General features: G+C 69.1%; 27 protein-coding genes. 11 read left to right on the plus strand and 16 right to left on the minus strand.

Annotation, left to right across the window (positions count from 1 at the left end):
• Nucleotides 1–8: 8 nt before the first annotated feature.
• From HF999_RS22695 to HF999_RS19550, 3 genes are read left to right on the plus strand one after another with little or no spacing between them, the layout of a single operon-like run.
• Complete coding sequence (locus tag HF999_RS22695) at nt 9–1,571, plus strand: amidohydrolase (protein ID WP_312854209.1); 1,563 nt, start codon at nt 9–11, stop codon at nt 1,569–1,571.
• Nucleotides 1,568–3,103: an apolipoprotein N-acyltransferase gene (lnt, locus tag HF999_RS19545; RefSeq protein WP_312854210.1), complete on the plus strand. Its 1,536-nt coding sequence runs from the start codon at nt 1,568–1,570 to the stop codon at nt 3,101–3,103. Before HF999_RS22695 ends, lnt begins: the two co-directional genes overlap by 4 nt.
• A complete protein-coding gene (locus HF999_RS19550) occupies nt 3,100–3,858 on the plus strand; it encodes a polyprenol monophosphomannose synthase (RefSeq protein ID WP_168547488.1) in 759 nt (252 codons plus the stop codon). Before lnt ends, HF999_RS19550 begins: the two co-directional genes overlap by 4 nt.
• A gap of 88 nt (nt 3,859–3,946) precedes the next feature.
• Here HF999_RS19550 and HF999_RS19555 read toward each other — a convergent pair whose 3' ends face one another.
• Nucleotides 3,947–4,282: an RNA polymerase-binding protein RbpA gene (locus HF999_RS19555; RefSeq protein WP_068569673.1), complete on the minus strand. Its 336-nt coding sequence runs from the start codon at nt 4,280–4,282 to the stop codon at nt 3,947–3,949.
• Between the two features lie 57 nt (nt 4,283–4,339).
• Between HF999_RS19555 and HF999_RS19560 the strand changes: the two genes are divergently transcribed.
• From HF999_RS19560 to HF999_RS19575, 4 genes are read left to right on the plus strand one after another with little or no spacing between them, the layout of a single operon-like run.
• Nucleotides 4,340–4,675 (plus strand): hypothetical protein, encoded by a 336-nt coding sequence (locus tag HF999_RS19560; RefSeq protein WP_168547489.1) that lies wholly within the window; start codon nt 4,340–4,342, stop codon nt 4,673–4,675.
• Between the two features lie 43 nt (nt 4,676–4,718).
• Nucleotides 4,719–5,531 (plus strand): hypothetical protein, encoded by an 813-nt coding sequence (locus tag HF999_RS19565; RefSeq protein ID WP_168547490.1) that lies wholly within the window; start codon nt 4,719–4,721, stop codon nt 5,529–5,531.
• On the plus strand, nt 5,513–6,133 hold the full coding sequence (locus HF999_RS23090) for a CPBP family intramembrane glutamic endopeptidase (RefSeq protein WP_168547491.1): 621 nt from the start codon (nt 5,513–5,515) through the stop codon (nt 6,131–6,133). The genes HF999_RS19565 and HF999_RS23090 overlap by 19 nt, the downstream gene beginning before the upstream one ends.
• 38 nt (nt 6,134–6,171) lie before the next feature.
• A complete protein-coding gene (locus tag HF999_RS19575) occupies nt 6,172–6,816 on the plus strand; it encodes a L,D-transpeptidase (RefSeq protein WP_168547492.1) in 645 nt (214 codons plus the stop codon).
• A 61-nt stretch (nt 6,817–6,877) separates the two neighbouring features.
• On the opposite strand, the gene HF999_RS19580 is transcribed toward HF999_RS19575, so the two are convergent.
• Nucleotides 6,878–8,362 carry a flavin-containing monooxygenase gene (locus tag HF999_RS19580; protein WP_168547493.1) on the minus strand — a complete coding sequence of 495 codons (1,485 nt, stop codon included), beginning with the start codon at nt 8,360–8,362 and terminating at the stop codon, nt 6,878–6,880.
• Between the two features lie 111 nt (nt 8,363–8,473).
• Nucleotides 8,474–8,842, minus strand: a complete 369-nt coding sequence (locus HF999_RS19585; protein WP_168547494.1) for a QcrA and Rieske domain-containing protein — start codon at nt 8,840–8,842, stop codon at nt 8,474–8,476.
• 113 nt (nt 8,843–8,955) lie between these two features.
• On the opposite strand from HF999_RS19585, the gene HF999_RS19590 reads away from it, so the two are divergent.
• Nucleotides 8,956–9,441 carry a DUF2231 domain-containing protein gene (locus HF999_RS19590; RefSeq protein ID WP_168547495.1) on the plus strand — a complete coding sequence of 162 codons (486 nt, stop codon included), beginning with the start codon at nt 8,956–8,958 and terminating at the stop codon, nt 9,439–9,441.
• 12 nt (nt 9,442–9,453) lie between these two features.
• Here the strand turns inward: HF999_RS19590 and HF999_RS19595 are convergent, their stop codons facing one another.
• Together HF999_RS19595 and HF999_RS19600 are read right to left on the minus strand one after the other, a co-directional pair.
• On the minus strand, nt 9,454–9,972 hold the full coding sequence (locus tag HF999_RS19595; RefSeq protein WP_168547496.1) for a gamma carbonic anhydrase family protein: 519 nt from the start codon (nt 9,970–9,972) through the stop codon (nt 9,454–9,456).
• 10 nt (nt 9,973–9,982) lie between these two features.
• Nucleotides 9,983–10,705: a VIT1/CCC1 transporter family protein gene (locus HF999_RS19600; protein ID WP_168547497.1), complete on the minus strand. Its 723-nt coding sequence runs from the start codon at nt 10,703–10,705 to the stop codon at nt 9,983–9,985.
• A gap of 27 nt (nt 10,706–10,732) precedes the next feature.
• Between HF999_RS19600 and HF999_RS19605 the strand changes: the two genes are divergently transcribed.
• Nucleotides 10,733–11,890 (plus strand): iron-containing alcohol dehydrogenase, encoded by a 1,158-nt coding sequence (locus HF999_RS19605; RefSeq protein WP_168547498.1) that lies wholly within the window; start codon nt 10,733–10,735, stop codon nt 11,888–11,890.
• On the opposite strand, the gene HF999_RS19610 is transcribed toward HF999_RS19605, so the two are convergent.
• From HF999_RS19610 to HF999_RS19625, 4 genes are all read right to left on the minus strand, one after another.
• A complete protein-coding gene (locus tag HF999_RS19610; protein ID WP_168547499.1) occupies nt 11,887–13,350 on the minus strand; it encodes an alpha/beta hydrolase family protein in 1,464 nt (487 codons plus the stop codon). The genes HF999_RS19605 and HF999_RS19610 overlap by 4 nt on opposite strands.
• A 158-nt stretch (nt 13,351–13,508) precedes the next feature.
• Nucleotides 13,509–14,138 carry a DUF305 domain-containing protein gene (locus tag HF999_RS19615; RefSeq protein ID WP_168547500.1) on the minus strand — a complete coding sequence of 210 codons (630 nt, stop codon included), beginning with the start codon at nt 14,136–14,138 and terminating at the stop codon, nt 13,509–13,511.
• 79 nt (nt 14,139–14,217) lie between these two features.
• Nucleotides 14,218–14,625, minus strand: coding sequence for a hypothetical protein (locus tag HF999_RS19620; RefSeq protein WP_168547501.1), 408 nt, complete (start codon nt 14,623–14,625; stop codon nt 14,218–14,220).
• A gap of 35 nt (nt 14,626–14,660) precedes the next feature.
• Nucleotides 14,661–15,338, minus strand: a complete 678-nt coding sequence (locus HF999_RS19625; protein ID WP_168547502.1) for a FadR/GntR family transcriptional regulator — start codon at nt 15,336–15,338, stop codon at nt 14,661–14,663.
• An 82-nt stretch (nt 15,339–15,420) separates the two neighbouring features.
• Between HF999_RS19625 and HF999_RS19630 the strand changes: the two genes are divergently transcribed.
• Nucleotides 15,421–16,659, plus strand: coding sequence for a CynX/NimT family MFS transporter (locus HF999_RS19630; protein ID WP_168547503.1), 1,239 nt, complete (start codon nt 15,421–15,423; stop codon nt 16,657–16,659).
• Nucleotide 16,660: 1 nt separating this feature from the next.
• Here the strand turns inward: HF999_RS19630 and HF999_RS19635 are convergent, their stop codons facing one another.
• From HF999_RS19635 to HF999_RS19665, 7 genes are all read right to left on the minus strand, one after another.
• On the minus strand, nt 16,661–17,227 hold the full coding sequence (locus HF999_RS19635) for a vitamin K epoxide reductase family protein (RefSeq protein WP_168547504.1): 567 nt from the start codon (nt 17,225–17,227) through the stop codon (nt 16,661–16,663).
• A 59-nt stretch (nt 17,228–17,286) separates the two neighbouring features.
• Nucleotides 17,287–19,653: an ATP-binding cassette domain-containing protein gene (locus HF999_RS19640; RefSeq protein ID WP_210733977.1), complete on the minus strand. Its 2,367-nt coding sequence runs from the start codon at nt 19,651–19,653 to the stop codon at nt 17,287–17,289.
• A 161-nt stretch (nt 19,654–19,814) separates the two neighbouring features.
• A complete protein-coding gene (locus HF999_RS19645) occupies nt 19,815–20,759 on the minus strand; it encodes a hypothetical protein (RefSeq protein WP_168547506.1) in 945 nt (314 codons plus the stop codon).
• An 840-nt stretch (nt 20,760–21,599) separates the two neighbouring features.
• Complete coding sequence (locus HF999_RS19650) at nt 21,600–22,025, minus strand: arsenate-mycothiol transferase ArsC (protein ID WP_168547507.1); 426 nt, start codon at nt 22,023–22,025, stop codon at nt 21,600–21,602.
• Complete coding sequence (gene arsB, locus HF999_RS19655; RefSeq protein ID WP_168547508.1) at nt 22,022–23,143, minus strand: ACR3 family arsenite efflux transporter; 1,122 nt, start codon at nt 23,141–23,143, stop codon at nt 22,022–22,024. The genes HF999_RS19650 and arsB overlap by 4 nt, the downstream gene beginning before the upstream one ends.
• Nucleotides 23,140–23,514 carry an ArsR/SmtB family transcription factor gene (locus tag HF999_RS19660; RefSeq protein WP_168547509.1) on the minus strand — a complete coding sequence of 125 codons (375 nt, stop codon included), beginning with the start codon at nt 23,512–23,514 and terminating at the stop codon, nt 23,140–23,142. The genes arsB and HF999_RS19660 overlap by 4 nt, the downstream gene beginning before the upstream one ends.
• A gap of 79 nt (nt 23,515–23,593) precedes the next feature.
• Nucleotides 23,594–24,055, minus strand: coding sequence for an ArsI/CadI family heavy metal resistance metalloenzyme (locus HF999_RS19665; protein WP_168547510.1), 462 nt, complete (start codon nt 24,053–24,055; stop codon nt 23,594–23,596).
• Between the two features lie 96 nt (nt 24,056–24,151).
• Here HF999_RS19665 and HF999_RS19670 point away from each other — a divergent pair, with 96 nt between their 5' ends.
• Nucleotides 24,152–24,505 carry an Rv2640c family ArsR-like transcriptional regulator gene (locus tag HF999_RS19670; protein WP_168547511.1) on the plus strand — a complete coding sequence of 118 codons (354 nt, stop codon included), beginning with the start codon at nt 24,152–24,154 and terminating at the stop codon, nt 24,503–24,505.
• Nucleotides 24,506–24,753: the final 248 nt, after the last annotated feature.

Raw genomic sequence — 24,753 nt, forward strand, 5'->3', positions numbered from 1 at the left:
GGTCCTCCGTGACCACCGAACTGCTCGTCGGCGGGCGGATCTACACGCCCACGTCCACCTCGGCCACCGCGATCGCGGTGGAGAACGGCGTCATCACCTGGATCGGGGAGGATCGCGCCGCCCGCGCATTGCACCCCGACCTGCCGCTCACCCCCCTCGACGGCGCCTTCGTCGCCCCCGCGTTCGTGGACACGCACGTCCACCTCAGCGCAACCGGGCTCGCGCTGACCGGCCCCGACCTGACCGGCGGCCTCGACTCCGTCCGGGCCGCACTCGCCGCGGCCCCCGGGGAGACCGTGCTCGCCCGGGGCTGGGACGACACCGTCTGGGAGCGCCCGCTGCAGCGCACCGACCTCGACGAGCACCGCGTGGTCTACGCCGCGCGCGTCGACGAGCACTCCGCCCAGGCCAGCACAGCGCTGCGGGCCCTGGTCCCGGATCTGCCGGACCGCGAGGGCTATTCGCCCGACGGTCCGCTCACCGCCGCCGCCCACCACGCCGTGCGCGCCGCGGCGATCGCGGCGCTGACCGACGCGCAGATCACCGCGGCCCACCGCACCGCCCTCGACGCGGCCGCCGCAGCCGGGATCGCCGCCGTCCACGAGTGTGGCGGACCGGACATCGCGGGGGAGCGCGACCTGGCGCTCCTGACCGGCCTCGACCACGGCGTCCTGGTCCGGCGCTACTGGGGCGAGGCCGCGGGCGACGCCGACCACGCCCGGGAGATCCTCGCCCGCACCGGGGCCGACGGCCTCGCCGGCGACCTGTTCGTGGACGGCTCGCTCGGCAGCCGCACGGCGCTGCTGCACCGGCCCTACGCGGACGCACCGTCGACGGGCGTGGCGTACCTCGACCAGGAGAGCGTGACCGCGCACGTCCTGGCCTGCACGGAGGCCCGGATCCAGGCCGGGTTCCACGCCATCGGTGACGCCGCCGTCGCGCGGGTGGTCGCCGCGTTCGAGGCTGCGGTCGACGTCTTCGGCGGGCCGCGCGTCGCGTCCTGCGGGCACCGCGTCGAGCACGCCGAGATGGTCTCGGCCGACGAGGCGCGCAAGCTCGGCGACTGGGGCGTGAACGCCTCGATGCAGCCGCAGTTCGACGCGCTCTGGGGCGGCACGGACGGCATGTACGCCCGGCGCCTCGGCGCCGAGCGCGCCGCGACCCTCAACGATTTCGCGCTGCTCGCCAAGAACGCGGTGCCGCTCGCGTTCTCGTCGGATTCGCCCGTCACCCCCCTCGACCCATGGGCAACGCTCCGCGCCGCGACGCAGCACCACACGCCCGGCAGCGCCGTCTCGCCCCGCGCCGCCTTCGCCGCAGCGACCCGCGGCGCGTGGCGGGCCGGAGGCGTGCGCGACGGTGTGGCCGGCACGCTCGTACCGGGCGCGCCCGCGACCTTCGCCGTGTGGGACGCAGACGACCTGGTGGTCCGGGCACCGTCGGACGCCGTGCAGCGCTGGTCGACGGATCCGCGCGCGGGGGTCGCGCCGCTGCCGGACCTCGCGCCGGGCGCGCGCCTGCCGCGCTGCCTGCGCACCGTGATCGACGGCCGGACGGTGTTCGCGGCGTGAAACCCCTGGTCCGCGCGGGCGTGAGCCTGCTCGCCGGCGTCGCCCTGTACTTCGCCTTCCCGCCCGCCGGGCTGTGGTGGCTCGCGCCCCTCGGCGTCGCGGCCCTGGTCGCCGTCCTCATCACCCGCGAGCGGCCCACACTGCGCGGCGGCTTCGGATACGGCTTCCTCGCCGGCGTCGGCCTGTTCGTACCACTGCTCAAGTGGATCGATTCGATGGTCGGCGCGCTGCCGTGGATCGGGCTGGGCATCACCTGCGCGCTCTACTACGGTGCGTTCGGCCTCGTCGCCACTCGCGTGGCGCGCGTCCCGGGCGGCCCCGTGTGGGTCGCCGCGGCGTTCTCCGTCGCCGAGTGGGCGCGCGCGTCCTTCCCGTTCGGGGGCTTCCCGTGGGGGCGGCTCGCGTTCAGTCAGGCCGACGGTCCGCTGCTCTCCCTCGCCCGGTACGTCGGAACGCCCGGGCTCTCCTTCGCGGTCGCGTTGATCGGCGCGGCGCTGGCCGCCGCGGGCGTCGCGGCGGTGCGGCGGGCGGACCGTCGGGCCTTTCTGCTGCCCGCCGCCGCCGTGGCCCTGACCGGAATTGCCGCGGCGGCCGCCTGGCCCTTCGTGGGCGCACCGTCGGACGGGCGGACCGTGACCATCGCGGCGATCCAGGGGAACGTGCCCGAGCAGCGCTGGGACGTCGCGACCCAGCGCGAGGCCGTACTGACCAACCATCTGGCCGAGACCCACCGCCTCGCGACCGAGGTGCGGGAGGGCAGGCAGAAGCAGCCCGATGTGGTGATCTGGCCGGAGAACAGCTCCGATGTCTCGCCCGAACGCGACCCGGGGGTCGCGGCACGGCTGGCCGCGGCGGCCGCCGAGGTGCGTGCCCCGATCCTCGTCGGCACCGTGCACTACGAGGGTGACGGCACGTACTACAACAGCATGATCCTGATCGGCCCGAGCGGAGCCCTGGAGCGGCACGACAAGGCGATCCTGCAGCCCTTCGGCGAGACCATGCCGATGCGCGGCTTCTTCCGTCTCTTCAGCGACTACGTGGACCTCGCGAACGATTTCACGCCGGGCACCGGCACCGGCGTGGTGCACCCGAACGGTGTGCCGCTCGGCGTGGCCACCTGCTACGAGGTCGCCTTCGACCGGGCGCTGCGGGGTTCCGTCCGGAACGGGGCCCAGGTCCTGACCGTCCCCACGAACAACGCGACCTTCGGGCGCACCGGGATGACCTACCAGCAGCTGGGCATGTCGCGGGTGCGCGCCGTCGAGCTCGACCGCGATGTCGTGGTCGCCGCCACCACCGGAGTCAGCGCCCTGGTCCGCCCGGACGGCGAGGTGACGAGGCAGACGAGCATCTGGACGGCCGACCACCTCGTCGAGTCGATCCGGCTGCGCGACGGCCTCACGCCCGCGGCCCGACTCGGGGATTGGGGTGAGGTCGTGCTGCTCCTGGCCACCCTGTGCGGTATCGCGATCGCGATAAGGCACGATGGACTCCGATACACGCCCCTGAACCGGACCGAGGAACCTGCATGAGCGAGCCGTCAGCGCCGTCGTCGAAGACGCTGGTGATCATCCCCACGTACAACGAGCTGGAGAATCTGCCGCTCATCGTGGGCCGGCTGCACAAGGCGCAGCCCGAGGTCGACGTGCTCGTGGTCGACGACAACAGCCCCGACGGGACCGGCGACCTCGCCGACTCGCTGGCCGCCGAGGACCCGCGGATCCACGTCCTGCACCGCGCCGAGAAGAACGGTCTCGGCGGCGCGTACATCGCCGGATTCCGGTGGGCCCTCGAGCGCGACTACCGCGTGATCGTGGAGATGGACGCCGACGGTTCGCACGCCCCCGAGCAGTTGGAACGGCATCTCGCCGCGATCGACGCCGGGGCCGACCTGGTGATCGGTTCGCGGTACGTGCGCGGCGGCAAGACTGTGAACTGGCCGCTGTCGCGCCAATTGATCTCGCGCGGCGGCAATGTCTACAGCCAGGTGATCCTCGGCACCCGCATCCGGGACATCACCGGCGGCTACAAGGCCTTCCGCCGCGAGACCCTGCTCGGGCTCGGGCTCGACGAGATCGAGTCGCTCGGCTACAGCTTCCAGATCGACCTCACCTGGCGTGCGGTGCAGGCCGGGTTCACCGTGGTCGAGGTGCCCATCACCTTCACCGAGCGCGTCATCGGCGAATCCAAGATGAGCGGCTCCATCGTCAAGGAGGCCGCGACCCTGGTGCCCAAGTGGGGCTACCGGGCGCGCAAGCGCAAGCTGCAGCGCCTGCTCGGCAGGTAGCGCGTCCGTCACCCTCGACGGACAACACGAACGGACGGCCCCGGATCATTTCCGGGGCCGTCCGTTTGTCGTGCGATGGGTCTCGCGGTTACTTACCGCGACGCGCCTTGAGCAGGTCCAGCCGCTCCTTGAGCAGCTCCTCCAGCTCACCCTCGGAACGCCGCTCGAGCAGCATGTCCCAGTGGGTGCGCGGCGGCTTCGCCTTCTTCTCCTCCGGCGCCACGCCGTCGATCAGGGTGCCCTCGAGGCCGTTCTTGCACAGCCAGGTACCGGGGAGCTCCGCATCGTCCGCGAACGGAACGTCGAACTCCTCACCGTTGTCGGTGCGGTACCGCGCGATGCGGCGCGGAGCGAGGTCGTGGTCCCGATCCGTCTCATAGCTCACCGCACCCAGGCGGCTGCCCCGTAGAACTCGATCTGCCATGCTTCTCCCAACATCTGGCCTACGCCGAACATTCCCAGACTACCGGAGTGAAGTCCTATGAGCACCTCCCGCCGCCGCAGGTCCGCGGCCTGCGCCTGGTGCGGCCGCGAGGTCGTCTCCGAGGGGCCGGGCCGAACCCGCAAGTACTGCCGCCGGTCGTGCCGGCAGCGCGCCTACGAGTCCCGCCTGACGCTCGCCGGGACGGCGCTGCCCGAGGATTCCGTGGTGCTCACCGCGGACGAGGCGGAGGCGGTGGGGGAGCGTATGTTCGAGGTGAGATGCGCCGCGGAGGACGTGCGGACCGCGATCGCCGAGGGCGCCCCGATGGACGAACTGGCCGAGCTCGCGGACCGGCTCGTGCAGACCGCGCGCGCGGCGGAGCGCCTGCGCTGACGGGCGCGACGTACGGATACGCACGACGAACGAGAGGCAGTCGATGACCCCCGCCCGGATCCGGATCGCCGCGGTGATCGCGGCGGTGCTGCTCGCCGTCGGCGCCTGCTCCACGGACGCGGCCACGCCCGTCGTCTCCCTGCCGCCGGCGCCGCCCGCCCCCGCCGCGCTGCCCGCCGACTGGAGCGAGTCCACGGTCCAGGTGCCGGTCGACGCCGGCGCCGCCGTCTACGTCGCGCCCAGCTCGCCGGGACGGCTGCGCGCCGCCCTCATCCTGTCCGGGCCCGACAAGGCGGGGCAGGTGGCCGCCCGGGAGCTGTCGGTGATGCTCGCCCAGCTCGGCGTCGCGTCACTGCGGTTCGACGGTGCGCCGTCGACCGTGCCGGACTACGCCCAGCAGCTGGACCGCGCGGGCAAGGCCCTGACCGCGCTCGCCGACAAGGCGGGCCTGGGCGACGACCGCCTGCTCGCCGTGGGACACGGCACCGCGGCACCGCTCGCGCTCGCGCTGGGATCCGGTCGGACGGGGCGCGGCGCGGTACCGATCGGCCTCATCGAGCCCGTCCTGGGGAACCTGCCCGCCGGTGCGCCGGACCCGTTGCAGACCGCGACGGCCCTGCCTCCCCAGAAGCACAACATCATCTCCTGCTCCGACGCCGACATCGCGGTGGACTGCGGTACGGTCCAGGACCTCGCCGACGTGATGACCGGCACGCACGCGAACTACGTGCGGCTGCGCGGCGTCAGCCATGCGCTCCAGGAGGACACCTCGCGCGATCCCGCGCGGTACGGTTCGGACCTTCCGTTCTCGGCGAGCCTGTACCAGTCGCTGGGCTCGTGGATCTCGATGCAGTGAGTGCCCGCGGGGCGGCGGTCCTGGCCTCCGGCGCCGCCGTCGCCTGGTCCAATGCGGCTCTGCCGCGGCTGGCACGCAGGTACGGCTGGGGCCGCGACGCGCGCTCCGCGGCCACGCTCGCGTTCTGCCTCGCCGACGCGGCGCTGGCCCGGTCCGCCGTTCCGACGGTGCCGGGAGTCGCCGTCGGGGCCGTGCTGGCCGGCGGCGGGCTCGCGCTGGTCGAGCCTGTGGCGAGGGAGGCACCGTCGAACCGGGTGAAGTGGGCGTTCGTGGACATTCCGCTCGGCACCGTGCTGCCCGAGGAGCTCCTCTTCCGCGGCGCCCTGACGCCCGCATGGGAGGCGGCGTTCGGACGGCCCGCGGGCTCCGTCGCGGGCCCGTTGACCTTCGGACTGTGGCACGTCGGGGCAGCACGGGCGGCGCGCGACCCCATATTTCCGACAATCGTCGTCACGTCGGCGTTCGGCGCGGTCCTGGACGCCTTCGCCCGGCGAACGCGCAGGTGGTGGCCGGGTTTCGTGGTCCACTGGGCACTGAATGCGGGCGGTGTGATCCTCAGCTCCGGTTCAGGGATTTCTTCACCAGGGCGTAGGAACCCGTAGAATCGTGCGCAAGGCTTGATACCGCAGGAGGAACAACGATGACTGACCGCCATCCGGGCGCCCATGGCGTCTCGCGCCGCGGGTTCGCCCGTCTCGGCGCCGGCGCCGCCGCAGCGCTCGTCGCGGCCACCGCTGCCACGGCCGCCGCAGGCGCGGCCCCGACGCCGACGAAGCCGAAGCCCAAGCCCTCGGGCGATTCGACGAGCAGTGCGTCCACCACGGAGCCGGCCGCCGCGAACCCGGCACCGCCGGTCGCCACGAAGACGGGCTGGGTCGCGCTCGCGGACGACAACACCAAGCAGATCACCATCTGGCACAACGGTGAGGTCGTCAAGACGATGCCCACGTCGATGGGGACCGACAAGCACCCCACGCCGAACGGCACGTACTACACGATGGAGAAGCTCCGCGACATGTACATGGACTCGTCCACGTACGGTGTCCCGGTCGACTCGCCGGAGGGTTACCGCACCTACGTCGAGTACGCCACGCGCATGTCCTGGAGCGGCATCTTCGTGCACGCCGCCCCGTGGTCGGTGAACCAGCAGGGCGTGTCCAACGCCAGCCACGGCTGCCTCAACGTGAGCACCGCCAACGGCAAGTACTTCTACGACAACTTCCCGATCGGCTCGCCGATCGTGGTGCGCAACACCGTGGGTGGCACGTACACCCCCGGCTCCTGAGCGTCCGGAGAGACGAAGAACCCGCCCCGGGAGGGGCGGGTTCTTCTCGTTCGAGGCGCGGTTAGACGCCGGCCGTCGACGGGGCCGGGGCGGTGCCGAACTTCAGCTCGGGCGCATCCACCCGCGAGCGGCGGAAGTCGATGGAGTCCAGCACGAAGTTGTGCCGGATCATCCACGGCTGCTCGGTGGCGGCCTTCGGCATCGCATCGGGCGAGCGCTGCACGTAGCCGGAGCTGAGGTCGAGAGCGGGGTGCTCGGTGAGCACCTGACCGCCGACCTCGGGCTCGACGTGCGTGTAGCCCTTGGTGACCATGTGGCTGAGCAGACGCGCGATGCCACGGGCCGAGATGTCGGCGCGCAGCGTCCACGAGTTGTTCGTGTAGCCGATGATGAAGGCGAAGTTCGGCACGCCCTCGAGCATGTAGCCGCCGAACGCGAACTTGTCGTTGGGCTTGATCGGCGCCCCGTCGACATTGACCTCGACCCCGCCGAACGCGAGCAACTGCAGGCCGGTCGCCGTGATGACGATGTCCGCCTCGAGCTCGCGACCCGACGCCAGGCGGATGCCCTTCTCGGTGAAGGTGTCGATCGTGTCGGTGACGACCTCGGCTTTACCGTCGCGGATCGTCTTGAACAGATCGCCGTTCGGCACGACGCACAGGCGCTGGTCCCACGGCTCGTACTTGGGCTTGAAGTGCACGTCGACGTCGTAGCCCTCGGGCAGCAGGCTCTGGTTGAGCTTGCGCAGGAACTTGCGCGAGGTCTTCGGGAACGACCGAGCCAGCACGTACTGGCCCACGTTGATCACGGCGTTGACATTGCGCGTGATGTTGTGCGAGACGGCCGCGGGCAGCACCTTCGCGCCGAACATCGTCAGCGGGTCGGCGTTGGGGACCGGCAGCACGTAGGTGGGGGAGCGCTGCAGCATGGTGATGTGCTCGACGTCGTCGGCCATCGAGGGGATGAGGGTGATGGCCGTGGCGCCGGAGCCGATGACCACGACCTTCTTGCCGGTGTAGTCCAGATCCTCGGGCCAGTGCTGCGGGTGAACGACCCGGCCCTGGAAGGTGTCGATCCCGGGGAAGGGCGGCTCGTAGCCGGCGTCGTAGTTGTAGTAGCCGGTGCAGGCGACGAGGAACCGCGACGTGTACACGACCTGCTCGCCGTCGCGGTCGGCGGTGACGGTCCACAGGTCGGTGCGCGAATCGAAGTCGACGGTGCCGACCTTGGTCTTGAAGCTGATGTTCTTGTCGATGCCGAACTTCGCGGCGGCCTCTTCGATGTACGCCTTGATCTCGGGTCCGCTCGCGAGGCGGTTGGTGCCCTTCCAGGGGAGGAACGGGTAGCTCAGGCTGAAGATGTCGGAGTCGGAGCGGATGCCCGGGTACTTGAACAGGTCCCAGGTGCCGCCCATCTCGGCGCGCTGTTCGAGGATCGCGTAGCTGAACTGCGGCACCTCGTTGGAGACGCGGTACGCCGTGTCGATGCCGGCGAGCCCGGCACCGACGATGAGCACGTCCTTGTAGATCGCCTCGGGATTGGCCACGGGAGCCACCTCGTTTCAGTCGTGACGGCCCCGTAGCGGCTGCCTACTGAGACCGAGTCAATAACGGTTGTCGGCAATGCTACCCCGCGGTAGCTTCACGGTCCAGATCTATCACCCGACCAGCAGCTGATCACCCTCCCGACGAACCGGCACCGCGGCGAGCGGCGAGGCCGCGGGCCCCTTCTCGACGGCACCGGTGGCACCGTCGAACCTGCTGCCGTGGGCCGGGCAGTCCAGCGTCAGCCCCTCGCTCGCGGTGACCGTCGTGCCGCGGTGCGTGCAGGACGCGTCGAAGGCCACGAAGACTCCGTCGGTCGGCTGGGCGACGACGTAGGGCTTGGCGCCCGCGATGACGACGGCGTTGCCGACCGGGACCTGGTCGACGCCGACCTTGGCGGCGCCGTTCCCGGTGGCCGCCTTGGTCTCCGGGGCCGACCCCGACGATGTGTCCCCGGTGTTCGACGACGTTCCACAGGCCACCGCGACCGGCAGAATCGCGATTCCGGGAAGTGCCGCCAGGACGGCGCGCCGTGAGGGACATGAGCGTGGCTCAGTAGGCTGCATCACGCCGTCGATTCTGCCAGCATGACGAGGTGCTCACAGAGATCGCGGGAATTCCCAGTCATCCACTGTTGGTCCACGGCGCCGTGGTCCTGCTTCCCCTGGCCGCCCTCGCGCTGCTCCTCGCCGCGTGGTGGCCCGCCGCCCGTGCCCGGCTGGGCGTCGGTCTGCCGGTGTTCGCGCTGGTCGCGGCCGGGGCTTGCTACCTCGCCAAGGAATCGGGCGAGAAACTGGAGAAGCGACCCTCGATGGAGGGGATGCGCTCGCAGATCCATGAGCACTCCACACAGGGCACCGCGACCTTCCTGTGGTCGCTGGGCCTGCTCGTGGTCGCGGTGCTGGTGTGGGCCGGATCGAGCCCGGCGGTCGCCGCACGGTTCTCGGGGGCGACGGTGCTGTCCTCCCGCGTCGGAGCGCCCGTGCTCGGCGTGCTCTCGACGCTGGCGGTGGCCGCGTGCATCTGGGGCGTGATCGCCGCCGGACACTCCGGCGCGACCATGGTCTGGGCGGGCGTGTAGCCGCCCGGACCGTCAGATCGCGCCGGCCTCGCGCGCGTGCGCCTTGGTCAGCTCGACATAGGCGCCGCCGTTCGCGCTGATGCCCGCACGCTCCGCATCGCTGAGCTCCCGTCGGACCTTCGCGGGGACGCCCGCGACCATGGAGCCGGGCGGGACTTCCATGCCCTGTGGGACGAGCGCATTGGCGGCGATGAGGCTGCCCGCACCGATCACCGCGCCGTTGAGCACGGTCGCGCCCATGCCGACGAGTACGTCATCGCCGACGGTGCAGCCGTGCAGAACCGCGTTGTGGCCGATCGAGACCCGCTCGCCGACGGTGAGCGGCAGGCCCGGGTCGGCGTGCATGATGACGCCGTCCTGCACGTTGCTGTCCCGTCCCACCGAGATCGTGGCCATGTCGCCCCGGATCACCGCGCTGTAGAACACCCCCACGCCGTCGGCGAGCTCGACGTCACCGATCACCGTGGCGGAGTCCGCGACCCACGCGGACTCGGCGATGCGGGGCGAGAGCTGTCCGAAGCGAGCGATCACGATGGGCCTCCTAGGCGATTCCGCTGGTGCCGAGGAGCTTACCCACGGCGTAGGTCACGGCCATGGCGATGAGCCCGCCGATCACCACCCGGGCGGTCGCGCGGCGCACATCGGCGTCGCCGAGGCGCGCGGAGACGTATCCGGTGAGCGCGAGGCCGACGAGGACCGCGAGCACGATCGCGAGGATGCGCTGCGCGTGGACCAGCGAGGCCAGGATGGGGATCGCGGCACCCAGGCTGAACGAGATCGCGGACGAGACCGCCGCCGCGATCGGGCTGGTCAGGTTGTCCTCGTCGATGCCCAGTTCCGCATCGAGGTGCGCCTGCAGCGGGTCGTGCGCGGTCAGCTCCTCGGCGACGCGGCGCGCGGTGTCCGGCGACAGTCCCTTGGCGCGGTAGATCCCCTCGAGTTCGGCGAGCTCGTCGTCGGGCATCTCGCGCAGTTCCGCGCGTTCCTTGGCGATGAGCGCCACCTCGGTGTCGCGCTGCGTGCTCACGGACACGTACTCGCCCAGCGCCATCGAGACGGCGCCGGCGGTGAGCCCCGCGATGCCCGCGGTGAGGATCGCCGATGAGTCGCCGGTCGCGGCGGCCACGCCGATGACGATGCCCGCGGTCGAGATCAGGCCGTCGTTCGCCCCGAGGACGCCCGCGCGGAGCCAGTTCAGCCGATCCCCGACCGAGTCGTGGTGCGGTTCGAATTCGTGTGTGCCTTCGCCGATCTGCTCAACCATGAGAAAGAGTCTAGGTACGTTCGAGGGATGACTGCAGCGCAGATAGGCCTTCCCCGCCGGCTCGTCGTCGGAGGGGGTGCCCTCGCCGAATCCGGCGCTCTGGTCCGGGACCTCGGATTCGCGCGGCCCGTGGTGGTGACGGACGCCTTCCTGGCCGGTCAGGGCACCGTCGGGCGGTTGGTGTCCGCACTCACGGACGCGGGATGCGCGGTGGCGGTCTTCGACGGGACGGTGCCGGACCCGACGACCGAGTCACTCGAACCCGGCCTCGCCGTGGTCCGGGAGCACGACGCCGACTGCGTGATCGGCCTGGGCGGCGGCAGTCCGCTCGACACCGCGAAGGCGCTCGCCGTGCTCGCCGTCGGCGGCGGCGCGATGCGGGACTACAAGGCGCCCACGGTCACCGTCGGACCCGCCCTGCCGGTGATCGCGATCCCGACGACCGCCGGAAGTGGCAGCGAGGCCACCCAGTTCAGCATCATCACCGACGGCGCGACGGACGAGAAGATGCTGTGCCCCGGCCCGGCCTTCCTGCCGATCGCCGCGATCGTCGACTACGAGCTCACGCTGTCGATGCCCGCGCGCCTCACCGCCGACACCGGCGTGGACGCCCTCACTCACGCGATCGAGGCGTACGTCAGCCGCAGGGCCAATCCGTTCGCCGACGGCTTCGCCCTCACCGCGATCTCGACGATCTCGAGGAACATCCGGGCCGTGTACGCCGACGGTGCCGACCGCGCCACGCGCGAGGCCATGATGCTCGCGGCCACCCAGGCGGGCGTCGCATTCTCCAACAGCTCGGTTGCGCTGGTGCACGGCATGAGCAGGCCGATCGGCGCGCATTTCCATGTGGCGCACGGACTCTCGAACGCGATGCTGCTGCCCGCGGTGATGCGCTTCTCCGTCGGATCGGCGCCGTCGCGCTATGCGGACTGCGCCCGCGCCTACGGCCTGTCCGGCGACTCCGACGAAGCGCTCGCGCGCGCCCTCGTCGGGGCCGTCGAGCAGCTCTGCACCGACCTCGCGGTGCCCACGCCGCGCGAGTACGGCATCGATCGGGCGCGGTGGGACGACCTGACGCCCCTCATGGCCGAGCAGGCCCTGGCGTCGGGCTCCCCGGACAACAACCCGCGGGTGCCCGACGCCGCCGAGATCGCCGCGCTCTACGGCGAGGTCTTCGGCTAAGCGGCGTCGCGGACCTCAGGAGTCGCAGCGGATTCCGCCGGCTCGACGGTGGTCGTGCGCGCCTGGTCGGTCCCCGACGGTGCCGCGCCGGCCTCGGACGCCGGGGTGACCGGAGGGTCGACCGGATCGACCGGGGCGGGCTCGTTGACCGTCGACCGCGTGGGCTGCTCGTCCGAGGTCCCGGTCACCGGCTCGTCCCGCTGATCGTTCTCGACCTCGGTCTGCGCGGGCAGCGGTTCGGACTTCACCGGCTCCTGCTTGGCGGCCGCGGAAACCACCGGCTCCTGCGCGGGCGCGGGCGCCACCGGCTTCTGCACGGACGACGGGAGCACTGTCGAGCCGCTTCCCGCGCCCCCCTGATCGAGCATCGTGGTCAGCGGGATCGTGCCGGGAGTGTCGATGGCGTGTCGCGCCGTCCGCGGGCCCGACGGGTCCGCCGTCACCGTCGGCGGGGTGGGCACGGCGGCGATCAGGTCGGCCAGCAGAGCCGGGCGCGTGAGCGGGCCCGGGGCGCCCGGCTCGGGGACGGGCATCGACCGGTTGAGGAAGGCGTCGAAGGACATCGGCACCTTGATCCCGTTCTCGCGGAGCAGACGTCCCCAGGGGTTCTGCCCGGTATCGATGACGACCCACGTCGTGCCGTCCTCGACCCAGGTCTTCTTGACCGTGCCGTCCTCGTAGGTGTCGATCGTCCCGGGGTGCCCGTTGATCGTGGTGGGGACGGAGGACTTCGGCTTCTCGCCGCTGGCACCCGGGGTGTACGCCACACCGGTCGTGGGGGAGTACTTGCCGATCTTCGCGGCGGTGTAGTCCTTGCCGTGCAGGTCGAAGCCCGGGAGGAAGTAGAACGCGGCGGTGATCGGATTCGTCCCGAGCCCGCAGATGGAATCTCCCTTGATGCAGATGCTCGTGACCTCGGCGCCGGAACTCGCCGGCCCCTGCTTGACGGGGCCGTTGCGGAGGCCGGGAATGAAGGGCGGCACCAGGTTCCAGATGCCGGAGTTGACGAAGCTGGGGCCGCCGTGCTCGACGACCGTCAGGGACCCGTCGGTGGCCTTCTTCGGTCCGGCCTTGACCAGGGCGATGCCCACGACGTCCGTGCCGAGCGAGAGCGCGTACACCGTGACGTCTCCACCGTCGGCTCGCCCGTCGGCGATCGCCTTCGCAGTGGTCGTTGAACCCTTGTCGACGGATCCTGCATACGTGTCCCGACCGGCCAGGCTCAGCGACGGCAGCCCGGGAAAGCCCACGCCGACATCGGCGGGGTAGCTGATCAGGACAGGATTCGCGGTACCGGTATAGGAACCGCGGATCCTGTCCCATTCGACCTGACTGGTGGGGTCACTGTTCCCACCCACAACGATCAGCGTGTTCGCGACGGCATTGAACAACGCCGCCGGGGCGGGGCCGGTCAGGACGAGTGCACCGACGAGTCCGGCTCCCGCAGCACCGAGAGCCATGGGCTTCGCTGCGGGGCGCCTGTGTCTGGACGCCATGATCATTCACTTTCATCAAGTAACAAGTACTGAGGTGTACCACTACGTGATGATTGTGCACGTTTTCTGACGCGACAGGAAACATTTCGCCCCGACCGGGCCGAGAATTTCCTCCGATCGGACTACAGGAGCTTCTCCATGCGCGCGATCTCGGCCTGCTGACCGGCCTTGATGGCCTCGGCGATCTTCCGGCTCTCGGGGTTCACTCCGTTCGCGATCTCGGCGTCGGCCATCGTGATCGCACCCTTGTGGTGGGCGATCATCATCGTCAGCCACTCCCGGTCGAAGGCGGCACCGCGGAGGCTGCCCAGCTTCTGCATCTGGTCGGCGGTCATCATCCCGCCCATGGCGTGCTCCATGGACGTGCTCGGCGCGGGCTTGCCCCACTCGGCGAGCAGGCGGGTGAAGGCGTCCATCTCGGGTTGCTGCGCCTGCTGAATCTCGGCCGCGAGCGCGACGACCTCGGGTCGTGCACCCTTGCCGTCGACCATCTTGGCCATGTCGACGGCCTGGGCGTGATGCGGGTACATCATCGTCGCGAACTCGACATCGGAGTCGTTGAAGGTGGCGTTCACCGGGGCGCTCGACGATGCGGGCCCGCCGCCATGGCCGGCGTGAGCCGCGGCGCCCGCCTGGCCCGAGCTCGTCGCGGCACTGCCCGACGACGTGTCGGTGCCGCACGCGGCGAGGAGGGTGGCGCCGGCGGCGACCGCGGACAGGACGGTGGCGATACGAATGCGGTTGGTGGTCATGGTGATTCCTCGAATCTGCTCGTGCTGGTGTTGATGGGTCGCGTGATCGCGCCGCGACGGGGCCGCGCGCGGGCGTCCATCAGACGCGGAGCAGGCAGAGTTGTGAGAGGTCGAGAACCGTCCACGGCGGGGGACCGCGCGCAACGGCGGCACGGTCCACCGGACCGGTGTCGAGCGCACCGTCGAACAGGGGGAGTACCGCGACGAGGGACGGCGCCCCAAGGGCCTTGTGCGCGACGACGACGCCGGCGCATTCGTGCGCGTGGTGATCGTGCACGGCGTCGACGGTCTGCTTCCCGACCGCCGGGTGATGGTCGGACGGTCCCGCGAGAACGTCGACTTCAGCGGGACCGTGCGACGAGCCGTGCGCCATGCCCGGCATCGCCGCCGGGCCGAGCGAGGTCATGCCGTGATGCATGAGAAGGACCGCGAAGCCGAGCACCACGGCGAAGGCCATCGCCGCCGTCCCGGTCCGCATCGTCCGCACGCTGGCAGCATACCCCAGAGGGGTACGGGTACGGCTCAGCGTTGGCGGAGCCGTACCTCAGCGAGCAGTTCGCGCGCCGCGGCCCGGGCCGCGGGCGCGTCCCCAGCGGCGACCGCATCGATGACCGCGATGTGCGCGCACTCGTACGAGGTCGCGGCGCCCACGTGGAACTCCTGCAGATGCTCCTGGAGTATCGGCACGAGGGAGTCGTAGAACTCGAGATAGATCGCGTTGTGGCTGGCTGCGACCACACCGCGGTGCATCGCGAGGTCGGCGACGATCGCCGACCGCTCCGCGCCCGGGTCCACTTGATCGGGCGCCCACAGGCGGTTGCGCTCCTCGAGCAGTCGGCGCAACTCGACCACGTCGTCCTCATCACGGCGTTCCGCCGCCAAGCCGGCGGCGGTCACCTCGAGCGCCTCGCGAAGCTCGATCAGATCCGTGTCGCGCGCGGCGGAGAAGTAGTCACCGAGCGTCGAGGTGGCGCAGGCCGACAGCACGTAGGTGCCCGAACCCTGACGCCGCTCCAGCATCCCGGCGTGAACCAGCGCCTGGACGGCCTCCCTCACGGTGTTACGCGCAGTGCCCGTGAGCTCGCGCAGTTCGGTCTCGGTGGGTATGCGACCGCCCACGGGCCACCGTCCGCTGGCGATCTCGCCACGGAGCTGTTCTGTGACCTGGGCTATCAAGGTCTGCCTACGTACCGGTTGCATCACAGTCATCCTATCCGCCGATTGCCGCCTTGCCGATATAGGTCCATTCATCCTATGATTTCAAGGACCACAAGGAGGGCGAATGACCAGCATCGCGACCGAGGCTCAGGACGCCGAGCACAACACGGTGCGATCCGTGCAGCAGGGGCGGATCCTCGTACTGCTTGCGATCATCCTGTTCGCAACAACGCTCCGCACCGCAGTCACGTCGTTGACACCGTTGCTCACGCAGATCAGCGAGGACCTGCATTTCGGCGCGTCGATCATCGGCGTCTTCGGCATGCTTCCCACCGCGATGTTCGCGGCGGCGGGGATCGTGACCCCGTTCCTCACCAGCCGGATCGGCCTCGAGCGAACCACCCTGGTGGCCGTGACGGCGACTGCGATCGGCATCGGTGTGCGGTCCATGATGGGCGGCACGCTCGGGCTGCTGCTGTTCTCGTGCCTCGCCCTGATCGGCATGGGCGTCGGCAATGTCGTCCTGCCGCCGCTGGTCAAGCGCTACTTCTCCGACAAGGTCGCCGCGCTGAGCACTGCGTACCTCACCTGCGTCCAGCTCGGCACGATGGTGCCCGCGCTGACCGCCGTCCCGGTCGCGGACGCCCACGGCTGGCGCGTCTCACTCGCGATCTGGGCGATCATCCCGATCGCGGCATTCCTGCCCTGGCTGGGTATCGTCCTCGCGCGCCGGGGCCACGACGTCCAGGACGTCACCGCGGAGCCGACCGATCGGCCCAGCGGCCGGATCTGGCGTTCGCCGCTGGCCTGGGGGGCGGCCGCGATGTTCGGCATGACCTCGCTGAACACCTACGCGATGTTCACGTGGATCCCGACGATCCTCTCGGACGCGGGCGGCAGCGCCGCTCTCGGCGGCAACATGGTCGCGCTGTTCTCGGGCGTCGGCTTCGTGGCGACCCTGGTGACCCCCGGCCTGTGCATCCGGATGAAGAACCCGTTCCCGCTGGTGATCGTGTTCATCGGCTGCTTCGTCGTGGGCTACCTCGGCCTGCTCTTCGCGCCGATGACACTGACCTGGTTGTGGGTGGTCGCGGCCGGCCTCGGCCCCACCACCTTCCCCATGGCCCTGACCCTGGTGAACCTGCGGACTCGCACCGGAGCCGGATCGGCGTCGCTGTCGGGATTCATGCAGGGGGTGGGCTACCTCGCCGCGTGCGTCGGCCCGCTCGGCTTCGGCCTGCTGCACGAGGCGACGCACGGCTGGACGGCGCCCTTCCTGCTGCTGGCCGCCTGCCTCGTGGTGCTCGGCGTCGGCGGTTACCAGGCGTGCAAGCCGCGCATGCTCGAGGACACCTGGAACTGAGCTAGAACTTCGTGCTCCAGTAGTCCCAGAACTGCACGCCGATCAGGGTGAGCACGACGATATACCAGAGCAGTACGAGGGCGGCGAGTCCCTGCTTGACGGACTGCGTCGCCCTCGGCCCCAGGGCGGCCGCGACCGAGGTCGCGAGCACGATCGGCATGATCGACCAGACGAGCATGCACCACAGGCACAGCGCGTGGATCCTGAACAGGCTCGAGTAGATCAGGAACACGATCAGCGCGATGCCCGCGGTGGAGCCGAGCGCGAGCCCGGCCCAGAACCAGCGGGGGAGTGCCACACCGCCGAGCGCGAGGACACCGGCCACGATCACCACCGAGAACGCCGCGATGCCGATCAGCGGGTTCGGGAATCCGAACAGCGAGCCCTGCCACGACTGCATCACCGACCCACAGGAGATCGTCGGGTCGATGCTGCACCCGGGCTTGAAGTTCGGGTCCTGCAGGATCTTGATCTTGTCGATCGCCAGGGTCACCGAGGCCAGCAGGCCCAGCGCTCCGGTGACGAGCAGCAGGATTCCGGTGGTGCGACGGTTCTCAGTGGTAGCCACGCACCGATCGTATGCGAACCCGCTGAGCGGTCGCTGTCAGCGGACCGTCGAACCGGACCTCAGTCCCCGATGTACGTGGCAAGGTGCTCTCCGGTCAGGGATGTCCGTCCCGCAACGAGATCCGACGGGACGCCCTCGAACACGACGCGTCCGCCGTCGTGCCCGGCGCCGGGCCCGATGTCGATGATCCAGTCGCCGTGCGCCATCACCGCCTGATGGTGCTCGATGACGATCACCGACTTGCCCGCGTCGACGAGCCGGTCGAGCAGGCCCAGGAGTTGCTCGACGTCGGCGAGGTGCAGGCCGGTGGTGGGCTCGTCGAGCACGAGGACCCCGCCCTTGTCGCCCATGTGGGTGGCGAGCTTGAGGCGCTGTCGCTCACCGCCCGAGAGGGTCGTGAGGGGCTGGCCGAGGCTGACGTAGCCGAGACCGACATCGCTGAGGTACCCCAGGATCCTGTGTGCGGCAGCGATCTTCGCCTCGCCCTCGCCGAAGAAGACGAGCGCCTCCGCGACGGGCGTCGCGAGCACCTCGCTGATGTCCTTGCCGCCCAGGTGGTATTCGAGCACGGCCGCCTGGAAACGCCTGCCCTCGCATTCCTCGCACGTGGTGGACACCCCCGCCATGATCCCGAGATCGGTGTAGATCACCCCCGCGCCGTTGCAGGCGGGGCACGCCCCCTCGGAGTTCGCGCTGAACAGGGCGGGCTTGACGCCGTTCGCCTTGGCGAAGGCCTTGCGGATGTGGTCGAGCAGGCCCGTGTAGGTGGCGGGGTTGCTCCGCCGACTGCCCTTGATCGGCGTCTGGTCGACGGTGACCACGCCCTCGCGCGGGCTGATCGAGCCGTGGATCAGTGAGCTCTTCCCCGAACCCGCGACCCCGGTGATCACCACGAGCACGCCGAGCGGTACGTCGACATCGACCTCGCGGAGGTTGTGCTCGTTCGCGCCCCGCACCTCGAGTACGCCCGACGGTGCCCGCACAGCGTCCTTGAGCCGCGCGCGGTCGTCGAGGTGGCGTCCGGTGAGCGTGTCGGCCTTCCGCAGCCCCTCGACGGTGCCCTCGAAGACGATCTCGCCCCCGGCGGTGCCCGCGCGGGGGCCGAGGTCCACGACGTGGTCGGCGATCGCGATGGCCTCGGGTTTGTGTTCGACGACGAGGACGGTGTTGCCCTTGTCCCGGAGACGGAGCAGCAGGTCGTTCATCCGGGCGATGTCGTGCGGGTGGAGCCCGATCGTGGGCTCGTCGAACACGTAGGTGATGTCGGTGAGCGAGCTGCCCAGGTGCCGGATCATCTTGGTGCGCTGCGCCTCGCCGCCCGACAGCGTGCCCGCGGGCCGGTCCAGTGAGAGGTAGCCGAGCCCGATCTCGACGAACGAGTCGAGGGTGAATTGCAGGTTCTCCAGGAGCGGTGCGACCGACGGCTCCTGCACCCCGCGGAGCCACCCGGCGAGCTCGTTGATCTGCATGGCGCAGCAGTCGGCGATCGACGCGCCGTTGATCTTCGAGGATCGGGCCAGGTCGGACAACCGCGTACCGTCGCACTCAGGGCAGACGGCGAAGGTCACCGCGCGCTCGACGAAGGCCCGCACGTGCGGCTGCATGGCGTCGACGTCCTTGGACAGGAAGGACTTCTGGATCTTGGGGATGATGCCCTCGTAGGTGAGGTTGATCCCCTCGACCTTGATCTTGGAGGGCTCCTTGTAGAGCAGGTCGTTCAGCTCGCGCTTCGTGTACGCGGCGATCGGTTTGGCGGTGTCGAAGAAGCCGCTGCCGCGGTAGATGCGGCCCTGCCAGCCGTCCATGCTGTAGCCGGGGATTGTGAACGGGCCGTCGTCGAGCGATTTCGTGTCGTCGTAGAGGGCTGTGAGGTCGATGTCGCTGACATTGCCGCGCCCCTCGCACCGCGGGCACATGCCGCCCACGAGCTGGAAGGTGCGCTTCTCCTTCACCTGCCGGCCACCCTTCTCGATGGTGACCGCGCCGGCGCCGCTCACGGAGGCGACGTTGAACGAGAAGGCCTGTGGGGAGCCGATGTGCGGGGTCCCGAGGCGGCTGAAGAGGATCCGGAGCATGGCATTGGCGTCCGTTGCGGTACCGACGGTCGAGCGCGGATCGGACCCGATGCGTTCCTGGCCCACGATGATCGCCGTCGTCAGCCCGTCGAGGACGTCCACGTCCGGGCGCGCGAGCGTCGGCATGAATCCTTGTACGAAGGTGCTGTAGGTCTCGTTGATCATGCGTTGCGACTCGGCCGCTATGGTCCCGAACACCAGGGAGCTCTTGCCGGAGCCGGAAACGCCGGTGAAGACGGTGAGCCTGCGCTTGGGTAACTCGATGCTCACGTCCTTGAGATTGTTCTCACGCGCGCCGTGGACGCGGATCATCTCGTGGGTGTCGGCGACGTGCGGGGTCGGTTGGGGCATGAGTTCTCCTGATGGCATCGTGACGGCGACCGAACCAGGCTACCGAGCCCGAGCGGCCGGTGCGGCGCAGTAGCGGCCACCGGCACCCCGGGAGACGAAGAAGTCGAGCACACCGCGGCGGGCGTGCTCGACTTCGGGAGCGGAATGTGGGGGAGTACTGCTCAGTTGTTGTACTGCGACAGCGAGACCTCGGCGGCCTTGTAGCGGTTGCCCGGCGTCAGCGTGGCACGACCGAAGCCCTCGAGGTCCTCGAAGCCGCTCCAGTTGTCGTCACCGTCGGTCAGCCCGAACAGATACACATCGGTGCCCAGCAGGTGCTGCACGCCGACGGTGTAGCCCTCGACATCGGTGACCAGCATCGGCATCCGGTGCACGTCGACCATCAGGTCGTTGTCCTCGGGGTTGAACGAGATCAGCTTCTCGCCGGCGCTCGACAGCTGCCACTTGATCTTCTCGGCGGGGCCGTCCTTGTCGGTGAAGTCGAGCAACTCCGCCAGCCGCAGCGAGCAATCGGCGCTGTAGGTCGCGATCAGCGAGGCGGTCTGACGGACGCGCCCCTCACGCTCGACCTTCTGCGCACGAACTTCTTCGTCGTGCTTTCGAACCAGCTCTTGGGCGCGCTTGAGGACTGACAGGTCATCATTGGTCATGGTGTTAACAATAGCGTCATTCGCCCAGTGATGGTTAATGATTCCTGTCGGTGGCCGCGTGTCGGATCCGCCGTCCGCGGCCAGACGGTGCCGACCACTGACGGGATGCCGCACCCGCGACGCCGCAGCCCGAGCGAAACGTGATCCCGCCGTGGCGATTTGACGAAAGTTGACGAGCGACCCGCGATGCACGGCACGTCTAGCGCTTTGCTCTGGCGCATGATCAATCATGTCAATCAAATCAATCATGCGCGATATGGAATCTATGGCCATCTGACGCGTATCGGACCGCGCGAGCGCGGGCATCGGGCGATCGAGACTCAATCCGACGAGGCTGAACTGATCGGTGTTCGCCGCCGAAAGATCCGCACGAAACGCCTGCGTCGCCTCTTCTCGACGATGCCTACCCATCAGTTCCTCCTCATTCACGTGGCATGAATCGACGATTCCCGCCACGCCGATTCCATACTGCGTAATGACACGCGCAACAAGGGTACGAGAGATGCACTTGCGACTGCAATGATCGTTCGCCGTGGAAAACACTGCGCAGCAGTCGGGTGCGACTTAATCGCAACCGCTGTACCCTCATTGATATACGACACTGTGGCGTAGTAATGTCGAATCGCGGCCGGGACGAAGGGCCTTGACCTGCACAGACACGATCCGCCGGATGCCTCTACCACCGCGCCACTCACCAGGAAGCGTCAATTGCGGTGCGTTCGGATCGATCAAGACAATAGCCACGTCGAATTGTCAATGAATTGAAGCAAACGATGAAATGTACCGATTCGAGGACCGTGAGCGCGGATATCCCGGCGACCGGACGGGGTCGAGCGATGAAGCGTATTCCGACGTCAGCGTCGGCCACTGCGATCGCAGGCCGACTGCGGCAACAGACTCGGGCGTCGACGGACGTAAATACGTCACAGTGACGGAATAACGTGTTGCTGCCCTGGAGGTAGATCGGGACCAGGGCGATCGGACCGACAGCCCGTAGGCGGAGCCGGCGGTGGACCGAACGATGCTCGCAGCCGAGACTGGGATGCGCCCGCGGCAACGTCTCGATGCTGGACATTGCGCAACGGATACGCGACCGGACCACAGGGCGTGTCACGAAGAGCGGAAACGGTGGTGGCAGCAGCAGCGCCGCGGCGCCGACGAACCCTGATGACGACGATGCCGCCATCAGCGCCGCTACCGGAATGCCGATAATCTACATTATGACATTTGAAGGAGGGCTACTGCGTCAGATGCACTTCTCTCCTGCTTCTCGGGTTCCCCTGGGGCCCTGGGGTGTTACCGGGTGGTGAGTTCGGCTGCCAGCGCGGTGACGCGGGCGGCGATGTCGTCGCGGACGAGACGCATCCGTTCGATCCCGTCGATGCCCCGCTCCGACGGCTCGTCGGTGTCCCAGTTGACCAGCGTGACACCGTCCGGGGTGTCGACGATTGCTTCGCGGCCGAGCGTGACCACCAGGTCCACGCGAGCGAGCAGCGCGGGCTCGACGGGCTTGGGTGTCTCGCCGGTGATGTCGATGCCGAGCTCCGCCAGCGACTCGGCGGACAACACGTTGACCGCAGCGCCGGGCTTAGTGCCGGCCGAGTGCACCTCGACGGCATCGCCCGCGGCCTTGTGCATCAGGCCTGCGGCCATCTGAGACTTGCCGCCGTTCTTGACACACACGAACAACACGCTCGGCGTGCGGGTTTCGTTGTCGGTCATCGGTTAACACTCCTGGACGGAACCGCGCTAGCGGCGGCGGTGGAAGATGAGGTGCGAGGGAAACGCTTGCGCAAGGCCAGCGAGACGTAGACCAGTGCCACCAGAACGGGGACCTCGATCAGGGGGCCGACGACACCGGCCAGCGCCTGCCCGGACGTGGCGCCGTAGGTGGCGATCGCGACGGCGATCGCGAGCTCGAAGTTGTTGCCCGCGGCGGTGAACGCGAGCGTCGTGGTGCGCTCGTACCCCAGCCCCATCGCGATGCCGAGCAGGTACCCGCCGCCCCACATCACGGCGAAGTACACCAGTAGCGGCAGCGCGATTCGGGCGACGTCCCAGGGGCGGGAGGTGATCTGCTCCCCTTGCAGGGCGAACAGGATGACGATGGTGAACAGCAACCCGTAGAGGGCCCACGGGCCGATGCGCGGGAGGAACTTCCCCTCGTACCAATCGCGGCCCTTGGTCTTCTCCCCTATCCGCCGGGACAGGTAGCCGGCCAGCAGCGGGATGCCGAGGAAGATCAGCACGGACTTGGCGATCTGCCACGGCGAGGTGCTGATGGTGGTTTGTTCGAGGCCGAGCCATCCCGGGAGGATCGAGAGGTAGAACCAGCCGAGGACCGCGAACATGATCACCTGGAACACCGAGTTCAGCGCCACGAGCACGGCTGCGGCCTCCCGGTCGCCGCACGCGAGATCGTTCCAGATGATCACCATCGCGATGCACCGGGCCAGGCCGACGATGATCAGGCCGGTCCGGTACTCGGGCAGGTCGGGCAGGAAGATCCACGCCAGGGCGAACATCAGCGCAGGTCCGAGCATCCAATTCAGTAGGAGCGAGCCAAGGAGGAGCCTGCGGTCGCCGGTGACGGTGTCGAGGCGGTCGTAGCGGACCTTTGCCAGCACCGGGTACATCATGATCAGCAGCCCGAGCGCGATCGGCAGGGAAACCCCGTCGACCTGGATCTTCTCCAGCGCGGTGTTCAGGCCCGGGATCATGCGGCCGAGCAGCAGGCCGCCGACCATGGCGACGCCGATCCACACCGGCAGAAACCGGTCGAGGATGGAGAGCTTGCCGACCACCGGCTGATGCTCGGTCGTCGGGGCGGGGCTGGTCACGGGAGAAGCTCCATCGAAGTGGCGGGGTCGCCGGACTGCAGGATCCCGGCGAGCGAGGACAGGGCTTCGGGGACGACGCGGTAATACACCCACGAGGCGCGCCGCTCGGACTCGAGCAGGCCGGCGGTCTTGAGGACCTTGAGGTGGTGCGAGATCGTCGGCTGCGAGACATCCACCGTCGGGGAGATGTCACAGACGCATGCCTCGCCGCCCTCGTGGCTGGCGATCAGGCTGAACAGGCGCAGCCGGATCGGATCGGCCAGGGCCTTGAACACCGCCGCGAGGTCGACGGACTGCCCCTCCGACAGCGGCTCGCGGACCAACGGTGAGCACCGTACGGTCACATCGGTCAACGGAATCGAATTCGACACATATCAATATTGACAGGAATCGATCTGCCGAACAAGAGTCGGCCACCCAAGTCGGTGACGGCCATCAATCACGAGCGTGTCAGCAGCAGTTCGCCGCTGCAGGGGTGCAGCATGCGGCCGGCGTCGCGTCGGAGGTCTCGGTCGTGGTCGCCGGGGCGGGTGCACCGCCCCAGGTCTCGGCGTCGGCGAGGACGGTGTAGACCTCCCAGCGCTCGGCGTCGGGGGCGGTGACCCAGACCTTGTCCTGGGTAGCGAAGCAACAGGTGGCGCCGATCTCCTCCTCCGTGAACAGCTCCTCGTGCGTCAGGCGGGCGATCTCGGCGTGCACCTTGTCGCTGGAGTCGACCTCGACGCCGAGGTGGTTGATGCTGCCGCCTTGGCCGGGATTCTCCAACAGAACCAGCTTGAGCGCCGGGTCGGCGACGGCGAAGTTGGCGTAGCCGGGCTTGACCTTCGCCGGGCCGGTGCCGAACAGCTTGGTGTAGAACGCGATCGACTGATCGATGTCATCGACATTGAGGGCGAGCTGGACGCGGGACACGAGAACCTCCGAGGCTTCGACATACATCTAATCGGTGTGCGGGTTCGTTTCTAGACCACACTTTGACATATGTCAACGAGTAGGTAGATTGGCGCCATGCCCAAGACGCTCCCCGTCGTCGACATCAGCGCCCCGATCTGCTGCGCCCCACTCGCGGCCGGCGTGATGGACGAGGCCGCGGCGCTCGAACTCGCCCTGCGCCTCAAGGCCCTCGCCGACCCGGCCCGGATCCAGCTGATCTCGATCCTCATGGCTGCACGCCCGGGCGACATCAGCACCGGCGACCTCGCCGACACCGTGGGCCTGTCGTCGGCGACCATAAGCCACCATCTGGGCCAACTCAAGAAGGCCGGTCTCGTCAGCTCCGAGCGGCGCGGGATCAACGTCTTCTACCGCGCCGAACCCGCTACTCTCGAAGCACTCCGCGGTGTCCTCGCAACCTGCTGCTAGACAGACGATTCGACAAGGCCGCCCCACCGCAAGGGTAGCCCCGTCCGCTCTTCCAGCCTCCGGTCACGCCGGGCCAGGGCTATCCCCTGGTCCGGGCCACGAGAACCGGGCAGGGCGCCTGGTGGCACTGTCACGTTAGTCGAAACGCATAGCGGTGAAGCCTATTTGGGACAGGCTTTTGCGGGACACACTCGGGCCGTTCACTTTCAGGCGGCGGAATCGGTCGCGGTGACGTGCTGCCAGACCGC

This window comes from Tsukamurella spumae (assembly GCF_012396015.1).
Lineage (GTDB): Bacteria > Actinomycetota > Actinomycetes > Mycobacteriales > Mycobacteriaceae > Tsukamurella > Tsukamurella spumae.